General features: G+C 66.3%; 17 protein-coding genes and 1 tRNA gene. 6 read left to right on the top strand and 12 right to left on the bottom strand.

Going from position 1 to position 15,821, the window contains the following annotated elements; all coding sequences use genetic code 11:
- Positions 1-34 precede the first annotated feature (34 nt).
- From RX330_RS34320 to RX330_RS34355, 8 genes are all read right to left on the bottom strand, one after another.
- Positions 35-967, bottom strand: coding sequence for a sugar-binding protein (locus RX330_RS34320; RefSeq protein WP_212084149.1), 933 nt, complete (start codon positions 965-967; stop codon positions 35-37).
- A gap of 92 nt (positions 968-1,059) precedes the next feature.
- Positions 1,060-2,142 carry an ABC transporter permease gene (locus tag RX330_RS34325; protein ID WP_212084147.1) on the bottom strand — a complete coding sequence of 361 codons (1,083 nt, stop codon included), beginning with the start codon at positions 2,140-2,142 and terminating at the stop codon, positions 1,060-1,062.
- Complete coding sequence (locus RX330_RS34330; RefSeq protein WP_317241447.1) at positions 2,142-2,900, bottom strand: ATP-binding cassette domain-containing protein; 759 nt, start codon at positions 2,898-2,900, stop codon at positions 2,142-2,144. Before RX330_RS34330 ends, RX330_RS34325 begins: the two co-directional genes overlap by 1 nt.
- A 12-nt stretch (positions 2,901-2,912) precedes the next feature.
- Positions 2,913-4,235, bottom strand: a complete 1,323-nt coding sequence (xylA, locus tag RX330_RS34335; RefSeq protein ID WP_317241448.1) for a xylose isomerase — start codon at positions 4,233-4,235, stop codon at positions 2,913-2,915.
- Entirely contained in the window at positions 4,236-5,690 is a 1,455-nt protein-coding gene (gene xylB / locus RX330_RS34340) for a xylulokinase (protein WP_317241449.1), read from the bottom strand.
- Positions 5,691-5,772: 82 nt separating this feature from the next.
- Positions 5,773-6,816: a LacI family DNA-binding transcriptional regulator gene (locus tag RX330_RS34345; RefSeq protein ID WP_317241450.1), complete on the bottom strand. Its 1,044-nt coding sequence runs from the start codon at positions 6,814-6,816 to the stop codon at positions 5,773-5,775.
- Positions 6,817-6,903: 87 nt separating this feature from the next.
- Positions 6,904-7,368, bottom strand: coding sequence for a GNAT family N-acetyltransferase (locus RX330_RS34350; RefSeq protein ID WP_317241451.1), 465 nt, complete (start codon positions 7,366-7,368; stop codon positions 6,904-6,906).
- A gap of 24 nt (positions 7,369-7,392) precedes the next feature.
- Positions 7,393-7,974, bottom strand: a complete 582-nt coding sequence (locus RX330_RS34355; RefSeq protein ID WP_212084135.1) for a helix-turn-helix domain-containing protein — start codon at positions 7,972-7,974, stop codon at positions 7,393-7,395.
- A gap of 172 nt (positions 7,975-8,146) precedes the next feature.
- On the opposite strand from RX330_RS34355, the gene RX330_RS34360 reads away from it, so the two are divergent.
- The gene (locus RX330_RS34360) at positions 8,147-9,139 is read left to right on the top strand and encodes an alpha/beta fold hydrolase (RefSeq protein WP_317241452.1); all 993 of its coding nucleotides are present in this window, start codon (positions 8,147-8,149) and stop codon (positions 9,137-9,139) included.
- Between the two features lie 5 nt (positions 9,140-9,144).
- Here the strand turns inward: RX330_RS34360 and RX330_RS34365 are convergent.
- Positions 9,145-9,218, bottom strand: a tRNA-Gly gene (locus RX330_RS34365).
- Between the two features lie 174 nt (positions 9,219-9,392).
- Between RX330_RS34365 and RX330_RS34370 the strand changes: the two genes are divergently transcribed.
- From RX330_RS34370 to RX330_RS34390, 5 genes are all read left to right on the top strand, one after another.
- Positions 9,393-9,971 (top strand): methylated-DNA--[protein]-cysteine S-methyltransferase, encoded by a 579-nt coding sequence (locus RX330_RS34370; RefSeq protein ID WP_317241453.1) that lies wholly within the window; start codon positions 9,393-9,395, stop codon positions 9,969-9,971.
- Positions 9,972-10,068: 97 nt separating this feature from the next.
- Entirely contained in the window at positions 10,069-10,908 is an 840-nt protein-coding gene (locus RX330_RS34375; RefSeq protein ID WP_317241454.1) for a helix-turn-helix transcriptional regulator, read from the top strand.
- A gap of 213 nt (positions 10,909-11,121) precedes the next feature.
- Positions 11,122-11,481 carry a VOC family protein gene (locus tag RX330_RS34380; RefSeq protein ID WP_026202432.1) on the top strand — a complete coding sequence of 120 codons (360 nt, stop codon included), beginning with the start codon at positions 11,122-11,124 and terminating at the stop codon, positions 11,479-11,481.
- A gap of 141 nt (positions 11,482-11,622) precedes the next feature.
- Positions 11,623-12,024 carry an SRPBCC family protein gene (locus tag RX330_RS34385; RefSeq protein ID WP_317241455.1) on the top strand — a complete coding sequence of 134 codons (402 nt, stop codon included), beginning with the start codon at positions 11,623-11,625 and terminating at the stop codon, positions 12,022-12,024.
- A gap of 113 nt (positions 12,025-12,137) precedes the next feature.
- Positions 12,138-12,593 carry a hypothetical protein gene (locus RX330_RS34390; RefSeq protein WP_317241456.1) on the top strand — a complete coding sequence of 152 codons (456 nt, stop codon included), beginning with the start codon at positions 12,138-12,140 and terminating at the stop codon, positions 12,591-12,593.
- On the opposite strand, the gene RX330_RS34395 is transcribed toward RX330_RS34390, so the two are convergent.
- From RX330_RS34395 to RX330_RS34405, 3 genes are all read right to left on the bottom strand, one after another.
- Entirely contained in the window at positions 12,590-14,035 is a 1,446-nt protein-coding gene (locus tag RX330_RS34395) for an MATE family efflux transporter (RefSeq protein WP_317241457.1), read from the bottom strand. The two genes, RX330_RS34390 and RX330_RS34395, sit on opposite strands and share 4 nt — an antisense overlap.
- 165 nt (positions 14,036-14,200) lie before the next feature.
- Entirely contained in the window at positions 14,201-15,253 is a 1,053-nt protein-coding gene (locus RX330_RS34400; protein ID WP_317241458.1) for a hypothetical protein, read from the bottom strand.
- Between the two features lie 104 nt (positions 15,254-15,357).
- The gene (locus tag RX330_RS34405) at positions 15,358-15,774 is read right to left on the bottom strand and encodes a PAS domain S-box protein (protein ID WP_212084119.1); all 417 of its coding nucleotides are present in this window, start codon (positions 15,772-15,774) and stop codon (positions 15,358-15,360) included.
- Between the last annotated feature and the right edge of the window lie 47 nt (positions 15,775-15,821).

Consider the following 15,821-nt stretch of genomic DNA (forward strand, 5'->3'; position numbering starts at 1 on the left):
GAGGCATGCAGGAGCGCGGGGCTGGCGGACGCTCCTACTTCAACATCTGCGCGACGTTGTCCTTGGTCACGAGATCGAGGCCGGTGTAGACGATCTCCGGCACCTTCTCGCCCTTCTTGATCGCGAGCAGGGTGTCCATGGCTTTTACGCCCATCTCGAACGGACGCTGGCCGACCAGAGCGTTGGCGTAGCCGTCGCGCAACAGCTCGAGCTGCATCTTGAGGGTATCGGCGACGACAAGCGTGAACTTGCCGGAATCGATGTCCTTCTTGTTGCGGGAGGCGAACGCCTTGAAGCCTTCCGGGGCGAACATCGGCCAACCGCCGATGGGAACGATGGCGGCGAGATCAGGCGTTGCGGTGCGCATATCCGTCATCTGCTGCACCGCGAGCGCGGGATCGTCGTTGCAGAATGTCGGCGAGCCCGCGACCTCGGTCCATTTCGAGCCCTTCAGCGCCTCACGCACGCCGTCGACGCGCTCGGCGAGATTCTTGGCACCGGGACCGCCCGAGACCATGGCGTATTTGCCGCCGTCAGGCCGCAATTTCAGCAATTCCTTGCCGAGCGCGACGCCGAACTCCTTGTTGTTGGTGCCGATATAGGCGATGCGCTTGGAGCCGGGTGCATCGGCATCGAAGGTGATGACGGGGATGCCGGCGGCGGTCGCCGCCTCGATCGACTTGGTCATGGCTGCGACGTCGGCGACCGAGATGGCGAGACCGTCGACCTTCTGGGTGACGAAGTCCTGGATGATCTGGGCTTGCGTCGCCGGCTCGTGCTCGACCGGCCCCTTGTAGATGCACTCGATGTTGCCGAGCTCCTTGGCGCGCTTCAGGCAGCCGTCGCGCGCGAAGTCGAAGAACGGATTGTTCATCGCCTTGGGCACGATGACGAAACGATAGTTCGCGGCGAAAGCCGGCGTCGCCATCATCGCAACCGCGATGCCGGCAAGAAGCAGTTTCCTCATTGTCTCCTCCACCCTTGTTTGGTGCCCGTCCTCTTTGGAACGACCGGGAAGCGGACAGGCGGCATTTCTTGCCTCCCCGGAACGACGTCAATTCAGGTCATCCGCGAGCGGATGCGGTCGACCAGCACGGCCAGGATGATGATCACGCCCACCAGCGTCTGCTGCCAGTAGGAAGAGACCTGCGCCAGCACGAGGCCGTTGCGGATCACCTCCAGCAGCACGCAGCCGACGATGGCCCCCAGCGGGCCGCCGATGCCGCCGGCGAGATTGGCGCCGCCGATCACGGCCGCCGCGATCACGTTGAGCTCGTAGGACGTCGCCATGTTGGCCGGCGCCGATCCGAGCCAGCCGGAGATGATGATGCCCTGAAGGCCTGCAGCGAGCGCGCAGATCACGTAGACCTCGATCTTGACGCGCACCACCGGGATGCCGGTGAGCTCGGCCGCCTTCTCGTTCCCACCGAGCGCGAAGACGTGACGGCCGAACGCGGTATGGTGCAGCACCACGGCCATCGCCAGCGCGAGCACCACGAGATAGACGAACGGCACGGGCAGGCCGAGCACGTTGCCCGACGTCGCTGCATAGAAGTAATCGGCGTCCGGCCCGCCCGGGAAACTGCCGCGGCCGTTGGAGACGACATAGCCGAGCCCGCGCACGATCGAGAGCATGCCGAGCGTGGTGACGAAGGGCGACAGCCCGAGCACCGCGATGCAGAAACCGTTGACGAGCCCGGCAATCAGCGCGACGCCGAGCCCGGCGAGTACGGAGATCACCAGGATCAGCCCCGGCACATTGGCAACGACGGTCTTGCCGTCAGCCGCCATGTGCACGAACAAGGCGCCGGCGGGCGAGCCGGGCGCCGACAGCTCGGTCATCACCATCGAGGTGATCATGGCGGAGAAACACATCATCGATCCCACCGAGAGGTCGATGCCGCCGGTGATGATCACGAAGGTCACACCAAGGGTCGCAATGGCGATGAAGGAAAAGTTCTTCGCCACGTTCTGCATGTTGCCTTCGGTGAAGAAATACGGGCTGGCGAAATGCATGATCACCAGCAGCACAGCGAGCGCGAGCAGGACGTAGCCGGTCTGGGAGGCGAAGATGCCGCGCTGCCACCATTTGATCCGGCCGACATTCGAGAAGGTGATCGGGCTTTCCATGGGCATGGCCATCACGCCGCCTCCTTCGCGCCGGTGATGAGGGCAGTGATCTCCTCTGGCGACGTCTCGTGGATCGGCTTGTCCGCCCGCTTCTCGCCGCGGCGCATGACGACGACCCGGTCGCACACGGCGAACACGTCGGGCATGCGGTGCGATATCAACATCACCGCGACGCCCTGCTCCTTCAGCCGGTGGATCAGGCCGAGCACCTGCTCGACCTGGCGCACCGAGATCGCGGCGGTCGGCTCGTCCATCATCACTAGCCGTGCGTTGGAAAGCCGCGTCCGCGCGATCGCGACCGCCTGGCGCTGGCCGCCCGACATCTGCTTGACGAGATCGTCGGGGCGCGTCTCCGAGCGCAGCTCGCCGAACAGCTCCAGCGCGCGCGCCGCCATCGCCTTGTGGTCGAGCAAGGCAATGGGGCCGAATTTGCGCTTCAGCTCGCGGCCGAGGAACACGTTGGCGGCCGCCGTGAGATTGTCTGATAGCGCGAGGTCCTGGTAGACGACCTCGATGCCGACGGCGCGGGCATCGATCGGCCGGCTGAAATGGACCGCGTTGCCCGCAAAGCGGATCTCGCCGTGGCTGGGACGGAAATTGCCGGCGATGACCTTGACCAGCGTCGACTTGCCGGCGCCATTGTCACCCATCAGGCCGACCACCTCGCCCGGGAAGACCTGCATGTCGACGTCGTGCAACGCGCGGATCGCGCCGAACTCCTTGCCGATGCCGGAGAGCTCGAGGACCGGCGTCGCGTCAGCATTTGCCATCAGCAGCTTTCCTCAGACATAGCGGTTGACCAGGGATTCCAGATATTCCTGCCGGCCCGATTGCGGCTGCGGGTCGAAGCCGGGCGCGAGCGCGCGGTCGGCGAGATCGGCGAGCGAACGCTGGCCACCGAGAATGGCGCGGCCCTCGGGCCTGGCCCATCCCTCGTAGCGTTTGGCAAGCGGCGTCGTGAGCGCGCCGGCGTCGAGCATGTCGGCCGCGGCGAGGAAGGCGCGCGCGCAGGCATCCATCGAGCCGACATGGGCATGGATCAAATCGTCCGGGTCGATCGACTGCCGCCGGATCTTGGCATCGAAATTGAGCCCACCCGTGGTGAAGCCGCCGCGGTTCAGGATCTCGTGAAACACCAGCGCCAGCTCCGGCACGTTCATCGCGAACTGGTCGGTGTCCCAGCCGAGCAGATCGTCGCCGCGGTTGATGTCGAGCGAGCCGAACACGCCGAGCGCCTCGGCGAGCGCGACCTCGTGATGGAAGGAATGGCCGGCGAGGATGGCGTGGTTCTGCTCGATGTTGAGCTTGACGTCCTTCAGGAGATCGTAGCGTTCGAGGAAGCCGTAGCATGTGGCGACGTCGAAATCATACTGGTGCTTGGTCGGCTCCTTCGGCTTCGGCTCGATCAGGATCGGGCCCTTGAAACCTATCTTGTGCTTGTGCTCGACGACCAGCGAGACGAAGCGGCCGAGCTGGTCGAGCTCGCGCTTGAGATCGGTGTTGAGCAGCGTCTCGTAGCCCTCGCGCCCGCCCCACAGCACATAATTCTGGCCGCCGAGCCGGTGCGTCACCTCCAGCGCGGCGCGGACCTGGCCTGCCGCATAGGTGAATATCTCGGGATCCGGGTTGGTCGCCGCGCCCGCCATGTAGCGGCGATGCGTGAACAGATTGGCGGTGCCCCAGAGCAGGCGGACTTTTGCGGATGCCATCTTCTGCTCGAACAGATCGGCGATCGCGTTGAGATTGGCGACGGACTCGGCGAGCGAGGCGCCTTCCGGCGCCGCGTCGACGTCGTGAAAGGTGAAGAACGGCACGTCGAGCAGGCGGAACAGCTCGAAGGCGATATCGGCCTTGGCCCGCGCCATCGCCATCGCGTCGGCGCCCTGGTGCCACGGCCTCAGGAACGTCTCGCCGCCGAAAGGATCGCCGCCCGGCCAGCAGAACGAATGCCAATAGCAGACCGCAAAGCGCAAATGATCCTCGAGCCTGCGGCCCTGGACCATGCGATCCCTGTCGTACCAGCGGAACGCGGGCGCTTGTCCCGCGTCCTTGCCGGCGAAGGTGACGGGTGCGCTTGCATCGAAGAATTTGACTGGCGCGTTCACTTAAAGGGTCTCCTTCAATGCGGGATAAAGCGCACGCCATTGCCGATAGGCCTCGTCATAGGCCGCAGCGACGGACGTCCGGGGCACGAAGCTCGCGAGCCGCCGCGGACGGGTGCAGACCTGCACCGGATCCTCACCTGTCGCAGCGAGTCGGCCGAGCCGCGCGGCCCCGAGCGCGGCTCCCACCTCACCTTCCTCGACGCGGTGAACGGGAATGTTGAGCACGTCGGCGCAGATCTGCGCCCACAATGGCGAGCGCGAGCCGCCGCCAACGAGATCGAGCTCGGCAACAGGCCCGCTCGCCGCGCTCAGCGCCGCCAGATTGTCGCGCGCGGCAAAGGCCACGCCCTCGAGCACGGCCTGCACGATCTGCGCCCGCCCGGTCGCGCCGCGCAGGCCGACAAAGGCGCCGCTCGCCGCGGCATCGTTGTGCGGCGTACGCTCGCCGTCGAGATAGGGCAGAAATCTGATCGGGCTCGGTCCGTCGACGCGCTCACCGAGCGGAGCCAGCAGCGTTGCGGCCGGCGTCTCCATCACACCGGACAGCCAGGCGAGCGAGGCCGCAGCCGAGAGCATCACACCCATCTGGTGCCAGAGGCCGGGCAGCGCGTGGCAGAATGCATGCACGGCCGATGCCGGTGCCGGCGCGAAGCGATCGGTGACGCGAAATACGACGCCTGATGTGCCGAGCGACAGGAAGGCATCGCCGGGCGTGATGGCGCCGAGCCCGATCGCGCTGGCTGCATTGTCGCCGGCGCCGCCCGCGACCACGACGTTCTCATCCATGCCCCAGCGCTGCGTGAATTCCGCCGCCAGCAGCGCGCTGGCCGCGCTGCCCTCGACGAGGCGCGGCATGTGATGCAGATCGAGCCCGGTCGCATGCAGCAGCAGCGCCGACCAGCGGCGCTGGCCGACGTCGAGCCAGAGCGTGCCGGCGGCGTCGGACATGTCCTCGATCATCTCGCCGGTCAGGCGATAGCGGACATAGGCCTTCGGCAGCAGCACTTTCGCCACGCGCGCGAAAATATCGGGCTCGTGTCGCGCGATCCAGAGCAGCTTCGGCGCGGTGAAGCCGGGCATCGCCAGATTTCCGGCGATCGTGTGCAGCGACGGACAGCGCCGCTCCAGCAGGGCGCATTCGCTTTGCGAGCGACCGTCATTCCAGAGAATCGCGGGACGCAACGGCCGGCCGGTCTCGTCGAGCAGCGTCGCGCCGTGCATCTGGCCCGACAGGCCGATGCCGGCCACATTCGCAACCTCGCGCGGATGGCGGGCGGCGAGATCATCGACCACGCCGATCGCCGCATCGACCCAGGAATCAGGATCCTGCTCGGACCACAGCGGCGCCGGATGCGACAGCACAAGCTCGCGCGTTGCCGTAGCGACAATCGCGCCGGCTTCGGTCACGAGCACCGCTTTCACACCGGATGTGCCGATGTCCAGTCCGAGATACAAATCATCCTCCTCTTGACCCATGACGATGCGCGATCTTGGTCGTCGCGCTGGCCGTCAGAGGCAGTTCGAAATCCACCTGCCGCTAGGGCAGATTATCCCGCATCACGATGTCGATCCTGATCTTCTCCTGTTCGCGCAGGATCGGCTCGCCGCGGGCGAGCGCGAGCAGCACGCGCACGGCGGCGCGCGCCTCATGTCCCGGGTTCTGCGAGATCGCCGCATCCATCACGCCCTGCAGCAGCAGCCGCCGGGTCAGCACGGTGACATCGTGGCCGACGAAGACCACTTGCTTGTCGCGGCCGGCGTCACTCAACGCCTTGGCGACACCCTGCGTGCCGGCGCCGACATTATAAAGGCCGACAATGTCGGCATGTCGGCCGAGCAGCCGCGCCAATAATTGTTCCGAACGATCGTCCTCGTCGCGCCCTTCCAGGACCGGCAGCACGCCGAGACCGGGGAATTCCGACGCCATCACCTGGTTGAAGCCGAAGATGCGCTCGGCGTGGTCGCGCAAGCCCTGCGAGCCCGCGACGATCGCAACCTTGCCGGAGTTTTGGCCGACCAGCCGCCCGACCAGCGCACCGGCGGTGCGCCCTGCGGCGATGTTGTCGATGCCGACATAATGGTGGCGGCGCGACGACGGCACGTCCGAAACCAGCGTCACCACCTTGGTTCCGGCATCGACGAGATCGTTGATCGCGGCGCGGACGCTCGGATGATCCAGCGCTACCACGGCGACGCCGTCGCAATCGCCCGACAGCGCCTCCAGGGTGCCTGCGAGCACCGACGGGTCGAATACGTCGGTTGTGACCGTCTCGACGCTGAGACGGCGCGCCGAGAGCCAGGCCGACATCTCGCCGAGATAGGCCTCGATCTGCTGCATGAACGGGTTCGATCCCGACGGCATCACGAAGGCAAAGCGGCGGGCGCGGCCGCGCGCGAGCTCCGCCGCGGCCACATGCGGTTGGAACGAATTGCGCTCGATCGCCGCCTTGACGCGCCGCACCGTGTCGGGCCGCACGCCCGGCCGGTTGTGCAGGACACGGTCCACCGTCGCCAGGCTCACGCCCGCCTCGCGGGCGATGTCCTTCAGCGTCAAGGCGGTCGGGGTGAGCGTCTCAGCCATGCCTGAAGGCTAGCAGAGGTGTTTTGAGGTACGCAACTCATTTTGAGGGATGGCGCCGTTTCCGGGCCCGGGTTGCACAGAGCCCCCTTAGCCGACCGTCAGGTCGAGGGTCAGGAACAGGCTGTTGGGATCTTCGGCATAACCCTCAAACGGACCGCACAGGACGAAGCCGTGCGCCCGGTAGAGCGCATGCGCCGGCTTGAAATAGTCCCATGAGCCGGTTTCGAGGCTGAGACGCGTCATGCCGCGCGCGCGGGCCTCGGCAATGATGTGGCGCAGCATCTGCCCGCCAAAGCCGCGGCGCCGCGTGGTCTGAAGCGTGTGCATCGACTTCACCTCGCCGTGGCTCGCTGAAAGCGTCTTCAACGCACCGGTCGCAACCAGCGTCTCGCCGTCCCAGCCGGTCCAGAACGCGACCTCGGGTGCACGCAGGCCCGCGAGATCGAGCGCATGGGCGCTGCCCGGCGCCGTCTGCGCCCGCGCGGCGCTGACGTGATGATCGAGCAGCGCGACGACGCGCGAATCATGGGTGTCGCCGGTTCGGATCTGCATCGTGCTCGTCTCCACGTCCTGTCCTCACATCTTGCCGTAGGACGCGCCGCGCCGCGTGATGATGACGTAGCGCGCGTCCTGCTTGGTTTCGTTCTCGAAGATCACGGCGCGCATCACGTCGAAATCCAGGCAATCGCCCTCGCGCAGCCGCACCGCCTTGGCGTCGATGTGCACGGCAATCGCGCCCTCCAGCATCAGCAGCTGCTGAGTGAAGGCGTTGCGGCCCCAGGGGCTGTAAGAGACGCGCGCGCCGGCTGGAAGGTCGACGACGATGATCTCGATGCCGCTGGCCGCATCCGGCGGCGAGGCGTGCCGCCGGCGATAGCCGCTGTCGGGGTCGCGCCAGAGCGGCTGGTCTGCCAGCCGCACCAGGCGCTCCGGCGGCTTCTCGATGAGCGCGACGACATCGCTGAGCGTGACGTCGAGCGCCGCGCAGAGCTTGTTCAGCAGCGCCGCCGTCGCACTGCTCTGCGCCCGCTCTACCCGCCCGATCATGGCCCGGCTGACGCCGGAGCGGCCTGCAAGCTCGTTCAACGTCATGCCCGCCTGCGTCCGCAGCGTCTTCAAGCGGCGACCGATGGCGCGGTCGAGTTTCTGCTGGTCCATAGGTTTCATCCGAACGTCGCCCGATACGAGGACCGCACCCGCCCGGGTGAGAGAAGATTAGCGCGCGGGGAGGCACACGCGCGGAGCGGCAGTCCAATATATTAGAATCTTTGCGGGAGCCGTATGCCCGACTAGGATGTGCCCCAACCACAAATAAGATCGGAGGCGACGAATGGGTGGCCCGACACAGCGGATGATCAAGGCCAACGGTATCAGCCTCAACGTCGCCGAGCAGGGCAAGGGACCAATGGTCCTGCTCTGCCACGGCTTTCCGGAAGGCTGGTACTCCTGGCGCCACCAACTCGACGCGCTGGCAGCGGCCGGCTACCACGCGGTCGCACCCGACATGCGCGGCTATGGCAAGAGCGAGCGGCCTGAGGCGATCGATCAGTATACGATCCTCCACATGGTCGGCGATCTCGTCGGCGTGCTCGACGCCTTCGAGGCGAAACACGCCGTCATCGTCGGGCATGATTGGGGCGCCACGATCGCCTGGCACACGGCGCGCCTGCGGCCGGATCGCTTTCGCGCCGCCGCCATCCTCAGCGTGCCCTATCGACCACGGAGCCCGGTGCGACCGACGAGTGTCATGCCGCAGACAGCGGATACGCAGTTCTATCAGCTGTACTTCCAGGAGCCGGGTATTGCCGAAGCCGAATTCGAACGAGACCCGCGCGCAACACTGGGCGCGATGCTCTATGGCGGCTCGGGCGAGGGAGCGGCGGCGATCCGCGCCAAGGCCGAGCGTCAGGGGCGGACCGCTGGCGCCGGCATGGTCTCGCGCAAGGACGGGATGCTGCCGAAGGTGCAGGTGCCGCTGCCGTCTTGGCTGAGCGCCGCCGACCTCGACCATTACGGCGCCGAGTTTGCCCGCAGCGGATTTCGCGGACCACTCAATTACTACCGCAACATTGATCGCAACTGGGAACTGATGGCGGCCTTCGAAGGCGTGAAGGTGTCGGTGCCCTCGCTCTTCATCGCGGGCGACCACGACATGGTCCTCGCCTTCCCCGGCAGTGCCGAGCTTCTCGCCAACATGAAGCAATGGGTGCCGCAGCTGCGCGAGATCAGGATGCTGCCCGGCTGTGGGCACTGGACGCAGCAGGAGCGACCGGCAGAGGTCAGCGCGGCGATCGTGGAGTTTCTGCGAAGCTTACCGAATTAAGGGCTTGGAGCGGGCGAAGGGAATCGAACCCTCGTATGCAGCTTGGGAAGCTGCCGTTCTACCATTGAACTACGCCCGCGGATGCGCTGGTCACGCCCGTTCTGATTAGCCGAGACGGCGCGTCCCGCCAAGCGGTTTGGCGCATGCGGCCCGACGCTCATTAACTTTTCAGTAAGATTCCACGTGCGCCGGATTGTGGCGGTGTTATGATCTCCGCGTCTGGGGAGAGACGTGCACTGAGTGGGGCGTGTGCATGGTGGGGCATGGCTATTCGATATTCGACACGGCCATAGGCCGCTGCGGCATCATCTGGAGCGGGACCGGCGTGGTCGCGGTGCAGTTGCCGGAGGCGCGGGAGATCGACACTCGCCGCCGGATTTTTCAGGTCCATCCCGAGGCGCGCGAACAGCGGCCGTCCGAAAATGCCGAGCTTGCGATCGAGGGCATCGTGGGCCTGCTGCAAGGTGGCGATCCCGATTTTTCCGAGGTCAGCCTGGATGCCGGCGGCGTGCCCGGCTTCAACCGGCGCGTCTATGAGTTCGCCTGCTCGATTCCGCGCGGGGAGACGCGCACCTATCGCGAGGTCGCCAAGGCGCTGGGCGCCTCAGGCGCCGCGCATTCGGTGGCGCAGGCGATCGCCAAGAATCCCTACATGCTGATCGTGCCCTGCCACCGGGTGCTGGAGGCCGGCAATTACACCGACCGGCTCTCGCCCTATGGCGGAGTGATCTCCAAGCGGCGGCTGCTGGCGCTGGAGGGCGCCCATCCCGTCGCCAGCAAGACGCTGTTCGAGGTGCTGCTGCCCGTTGCTCCGCCGAGGCCGTCCAGCTAAGGCGCGATCTCGATCGCACCTTGGCTTTGATTTTTTCAGGCATGATCTTGTCGGACAACCGCTACACACTTGTCCGATCATGCCTAGATAAGGTGGCATGGACGCGACCACGCTGCTGACGTCACAATCGATCACGGTCTTCGAGTTTCGCTGCGATGCGGGACCAGGCGACACGCCATTTGCCGAGTGCCGCACCGGGCATTCCATCGCCTATGTCCGCTCGGGCAGCTTTGGCTGCCGTTGCCGCGCCGGGTTCTTCGAGCTGGTGGCGGGCTCGTTGCTGGTCGGCGCGCCCGGCGAGGAATACACCTGCACGCATGAGCATGTCAGCGGCGATGTCTGCCTGGGGTTCTTCCTCAGCGAGGACATGGTCGATGCCCTCGGCGGGCGGCGCGAGATCTGGCAGGTCGGCGCCACGCCGCCGCTCCCCGAATTGATGGTGCTGGGCGAGCTCGCCCAGACGGCGGCAGATGGCAACAGCGACATCGGCCTCGACGAGGTCGGCCAGATCCTGGCCGGCCGCTTCGTTGACGTGGTCTCGGGCAAGGCGCGCAAGCCGGCCGCACCGAATGCGCGCGACCGCCGCCGCGCTGTCGAGGCCGCCCTGTGGATCGACGACAATTCGCATGCAGAGGTCGATCTCGAGCAGGCCGCGAAGCAGGCGGGCCTCAGCCCGTTTCACTTCCTGCGGCTGTTCTCCAGCGTGCTCGGTGTCACCCCGCATCAATATCTGGTGCGCTCGCGGCTGCGGCACGCGGCACGGCTGCTCGCCGATGACGACATCGCGGTCACCGATGTCGCCTATGACGTCGGCTTCGGCGATCTCTCCAACTTCGTCCGCACCTTCCACCGCGCTGCCGGCGTATCGCCGACCAAATTCCGCCAGGCCTCGAAGGGGGAGCGCGGGATCTTCGCCGAACGCCTCGTCCTCAACTGAGACGGGCCGGCCGCCACGGCAGCCCTCTCCGCGTTCCTGCTCGTTCTCGCCCCTCATGATCTGCAAGAGTTCACGTGATCCGGTGGCAATCGGAGGCACCGGCGAACTAGCCGGGCGCGAGCGCAAGATTCTCCAAGAGCCTCCCGCCTCTCCCCGACTAGGTTCGTCTCCGGCGCGCGCCATTTGCGGCGCGCTTTGCAAATGGAGACGAAAATGTACGACCACATCGGACTTCGCGTTGCCGACCTCGACGCTGCGACGCGCTTCTACACCGCGGTGCTGGCGCCGCTCGGCTACGTCCTGTGCTCCAGCGGCGACGGTTATGCCGGCTTCGGCCCGAAGGGCGAGCCCGCGCTCTGGCTGCATCTCAACAAGGGCCGGAAGGCCGACGGGGCGCACATCGCGTTTCGTGCCGGTAATCATGATGCGGTCAAGGCGTTTCACAGCGAAGGCCTGAAGAGCGGCGGCCGCGACAATGGCGGCGCCGGGCCGCGCAAGGATTACAGCCCGACCTATTATGCGGCGTTCTTGATCGACCCCGACGGCAACAATGTCGAGGCGGTTTGCGTGTGAACGTCAGCCGCTCGCGAGATCTCGTAGGGTGGGCAAAGCGGAAGCGCGCCCACCACCTGCTCGTGACAATGGCCCACGGAACGTGGGCACGGCGCTATGCGCCGTTGCCCACCCTACAAGACTGCATTTGAGGGGACTCCCATGGCCTCCATCCACAACGACATCCTCCTCCCCGCCCCGGCGCACGCCATTTGGGATGCGGTGCGCGACTTCGGTGCGCTGCATGAACGGCTGGTGCCGGGCTTCGTCACCGCCTGCACGCTCGACGGCGATGCCCGCATCGTCACCTTCGCCAACGGCGCGGTGGCTCGCGAAGTGCTGGTCGATTGCAGCGATGCGCGGCGGCGTCTCGTCTATGCCATCAGCAACGAGCGGCTCAAGCACTACAGCGCCTCGGTGCAGGTGATTGCCGAGGGCGACGACAAGAGCCGGATGCTCTGGACCATCGACATGCTGCCGAACGATCTCGCGGCTTACGTCGAAGGCCAGACCAGGGAGGCCGTGATGGCCTTGCACAGAGCCTTTCCACCGGTCGCGGCCTGATCAGGCTGTGTGAGTTTTTTCACAGAGCTCCGCCCTCGCCGTCCGCAATCATGCCCGCGTGCGTCCGGTTGGCTCCGCTTTCCCGGCGGCGCTCCGCACGCGAGGAGCATGCCATGAGAGGTGCGGACAAGGTGATCTGCCAGGCGGCCGCCGTGCTGCTGCTGTTTTCTGTCGCGAGCTCGCCGGCGAAGGCGCAGTTCCTCGGCGGCGGCGGCGCCGGTGGCGAGGACATGATGACCCAGATGGCCCCGATGCTGGAGATGATGAAGGCGAAGATGGGCAAGCGCCGTTTCGCCATGATGATGCAGACCATGGGCCCGATGATGAGTCGCATGATGGAGAATGGCGGCGGCATGATGGGCGGCGGCTTCGGCGCGCCCAATTACGGCGGCGCAACGCCGATGGGCGGAGGCGGTTATATGCCGACCGGATTCAGTGGCATGGGCGGCGGCGACATCATGGGCATGCTCGGTGGCACCGGCGGCGGCGACATGATGGCGATGATTCCGCAATTGATGCGGCTCGCCAATGTCGGCGGCGGTGGCCATCGCCGCCACAGGCATCGCTAATCGGGAACAGCCGAGAGAGCCGGCCTGATCGCGCCCTTGCTCGCGCGCGGCCCCCAGCGCGTCAGCAAGACGCTGGAGGATGAGAGCAGGCCGAGCACGACCATCGAGCTCGCAGCCAGCCAGAAAAAACTCTGCGCGGTGGCCTCGTGCGTCGACAGCCACCAGCCGACCGCCGCGATGTAGATCAGCCGCGCCGTCTGCGCCAGCACCGGCCCGATCACCTTGGCTGCGCCTTGCGATGAGAAATACATCGTCGTGGCGAGGCCGAAAAACGCGTAGAACGGCCCGACCGTCGAGAGATATTGATGGCTCGCCGCGCGCACGGCTTCGCTGTCGGTGAAGATGTTGATCCAGAGATCTGGGAACAGCGCAACGACGCACGCCGGCGCGCCGACGGCCACGAAGGCGGCAGCACTGGCGATCCACGCGACCCGCCGCGCCCGCGCGACGTTGCCTGCGCCGATCGCCATCCCGACCATCGGCACGCAGGCGATGCCGAACGAGAACGCGATCGAAGTGAGCAGGAATTCGAGCCGGGCGCCGATGCCGTAGCCGGCGAGGATCGCGGTGCCGAACTGCGCCAGCATGTGGGTGAAGATCGAGATCGTCAGCACCGATTGCAGCGGCGAGAAGCAGGCGATGGCGCCGACCTTGAGGATGTCGAAAAACATCGCCCATTGGATCCGCAGGCCGCGCAGCCTCAAGGTGACACGCGCACGACCCGAGAACAGGTACCAGCCCATGATGCCGATGCTCATGCAATAGGCGATCAGCGCGCCGGCCGCGACGCCGCGCATGCCGAACTGCGGCACGGGTCCGAGGCCGAGACCGAGCGTGCCCCCGAGCACGATCTGCCATGCCGCGGAGTTGAGGATGAGGAACGACGGCAGCTTCATGTTGCCGGTGCCGCGCAATACGCCGGCCATGGTGTTGAGCAGCCAGGGCAGCACGGCGCCGCCGAAAAACACCTCCGTATAGGCGACCGCATGCATCAGCACATCGCCGCGGCCGCCGAGCATTTCCAGCACTGTCGGCCCGAAGATCAGCATCCCCAGCATGAAGACGAGGCCGAAGCCGATGCCGATCAGCAGCGCATGCATCGCGAGCGTGCCGGCGCGCTCGCGATCGCCGGCGCCGAGCGCGCGCGCAATGGCGGAAGCCACCGCACCGCCCATGGCCCCGCCCGACATCGTCATGGTCAGGATGATGGCCGGGAACACCAGCGCCATCGCCGCCAGCGCCTCGACGCCGAGCCGTCCGATATAGGAGGTCTCCGCGATCACCGTACAGGTGCCGGCCGACAGCGCGATGACGTTGGGCCAGGCGAGGCCGAGCAGCGTGCGCAGGATCGGCCCGTCCGTCAGCGCGCTTCGCACCGGCGGTGGAGGCGGCGGCAGCGGACGCTCTTGCTCATCGACCGGGATCTCGGCGATGTCGGACATATCCTCTCCGGGGCATGAGCGCTCTTCGCGGCGCGGCAATGCGTAGGTGTGACAATCAATTTGTTCGCGCACAGGCGCGGCGGAGGCTTGTTAGCACGGCGTGGAGCAATTCCTCCTGCGCCAGATGCAGGCGTGCCCTGCGGCAGCGCATTCCGATGGGTGAAGCTATTCGATCGTCCAGACCAGCGGCGGACGACCGCCGACGGCGGGACGCAGATGCACGGCGATATGCCGCCCGCAACCCGCAGCCAGGCCTTCGAACAATCCCGCCAGCACCCTGGCGCAAGCGGGATGATAGTCGGCGACGTCATCCATCAGCTTCCAGCTCTGCTGGCGGAGTTCGAACGCGTTTTCGGATCGCGTCGTCTCGACAGCGTCGTCCTGCGCTGCAAATATCGCGCCCAGGAACGAGGCGAACGTGCTCGCACCGCCGCGGTCCATCGCCAGCGCGGCGGCGACGTCGTCGAAAGACTGCATGCCGATCAGCTTGCCGGTGAGGTGCAGCAGGTAGCCGGCGTCTTCCGGGCCGAACAGCTGCACCATCACGGGCGCGGCGGTGCGCACATATTCCATCGCGTAGTTGCGATAGGCCTTCTCCAGGCGCGGTTTCGGCCAGCTTGCCACCGGCAAAGCCGGCGCGGCTTTCGCATCGAACAGCGGCGCTTCGAGGTGACGTGCGAAGACGAGCCGCTGATCGAGCTCGAGCGGATGATCGTATTGATGGTAGTAACCTTCCAGTCCGTCCTGGCCGTCGACACTCTGCTTGGTGCAGACGAAGCCGAGACGGAGGTCACCGAGGGCTGCGCCATTGTTGGCGTGCCAGCCGCGCAGCATCGCGCGGGAGACCTCGCCGGGCACGCCGCAGATCGCCGTGCCCTTCCAGATCCAGCGTGGCGGCGGATAGCGGATCCAGGCCTTGGTGTCGCTCTCGTACATGTACTCGACATGCACGCCGCCGATCCAATTGGAGAGATAGTGATACTGCGCAGCCGCCACCGCCGGCGGCAGATGATCGATGCCGAGCTTTTGCAGGCCCGGCAGGAAGCGCTCCTGCTGCTGGCGGCGGAACACGCGAAAGACGAACTCCGCCGCATCGGCCGTGCCGCGTCGCGTGACGACGGTGAGAATGAGCCCGGTGAAGTAGGCGTGGTAGAGGTCGGCGACCGCGCGCCAGCGCTTCCATTGAGCTTCCTGCGCGGGGTCCGATGCGGCGGTCATGTTCACTCCCGATCGTTGTCTTGATCGAGTGTGTCACTGCGCCTTCAGGCAAGCAACATGACGCCCAAGCAGAGCGCCCTGCGTGACCGCCAACCAATTCCGCATCACGAAGTTTGCGGCGGCGTCCTGGCCGCGCGCTCGCGCTCGACCCGTTCGGTGACGTCGCGCGCCATCGCCACGGATCCGAGCACATTGCCGCCGGAATCGCGCACCAGCGCGAAGGTCATCTCGATGTAGAGCTTGCGTCCGCTCTTGTGTTGCGCGCGGGTCAGCGTCGGCCTGCCCGCCAGCTTCATCGCGCCGCTGGCGAGCGCCGCCTCGAAGCCCTTCCAGTGCGCCGCGCGGAGATGTTCGGGAATGATCAGATCGAGATTCTGGCCGAGCGCTTCCGCAGCGGTGAAGCCGAACAGGGCCGTTGCTGCGCGGTTCCACCGCATGATCGTGCCGTCGCGATCCGAATAGATCAGCGCATCCGCAACGTCTTCGGCGATCTTGGCGTCGAGCTCGGATTGATTGCTCATGTCGGCACCTCGTAGCCTGGATCGAGTGAAACGCAATCCGGGCTACA

The organism is Bradyrhizobium sp. NDS-1 (genome assembly GCF_032918005.1).
GTDB lineage: Bacteria > Pseudomonadota > Alphaproteobacteria > Rhizobiales > Xanthobacteraceae > Bradyrhizobium > Bradyrhizobium tunisiense.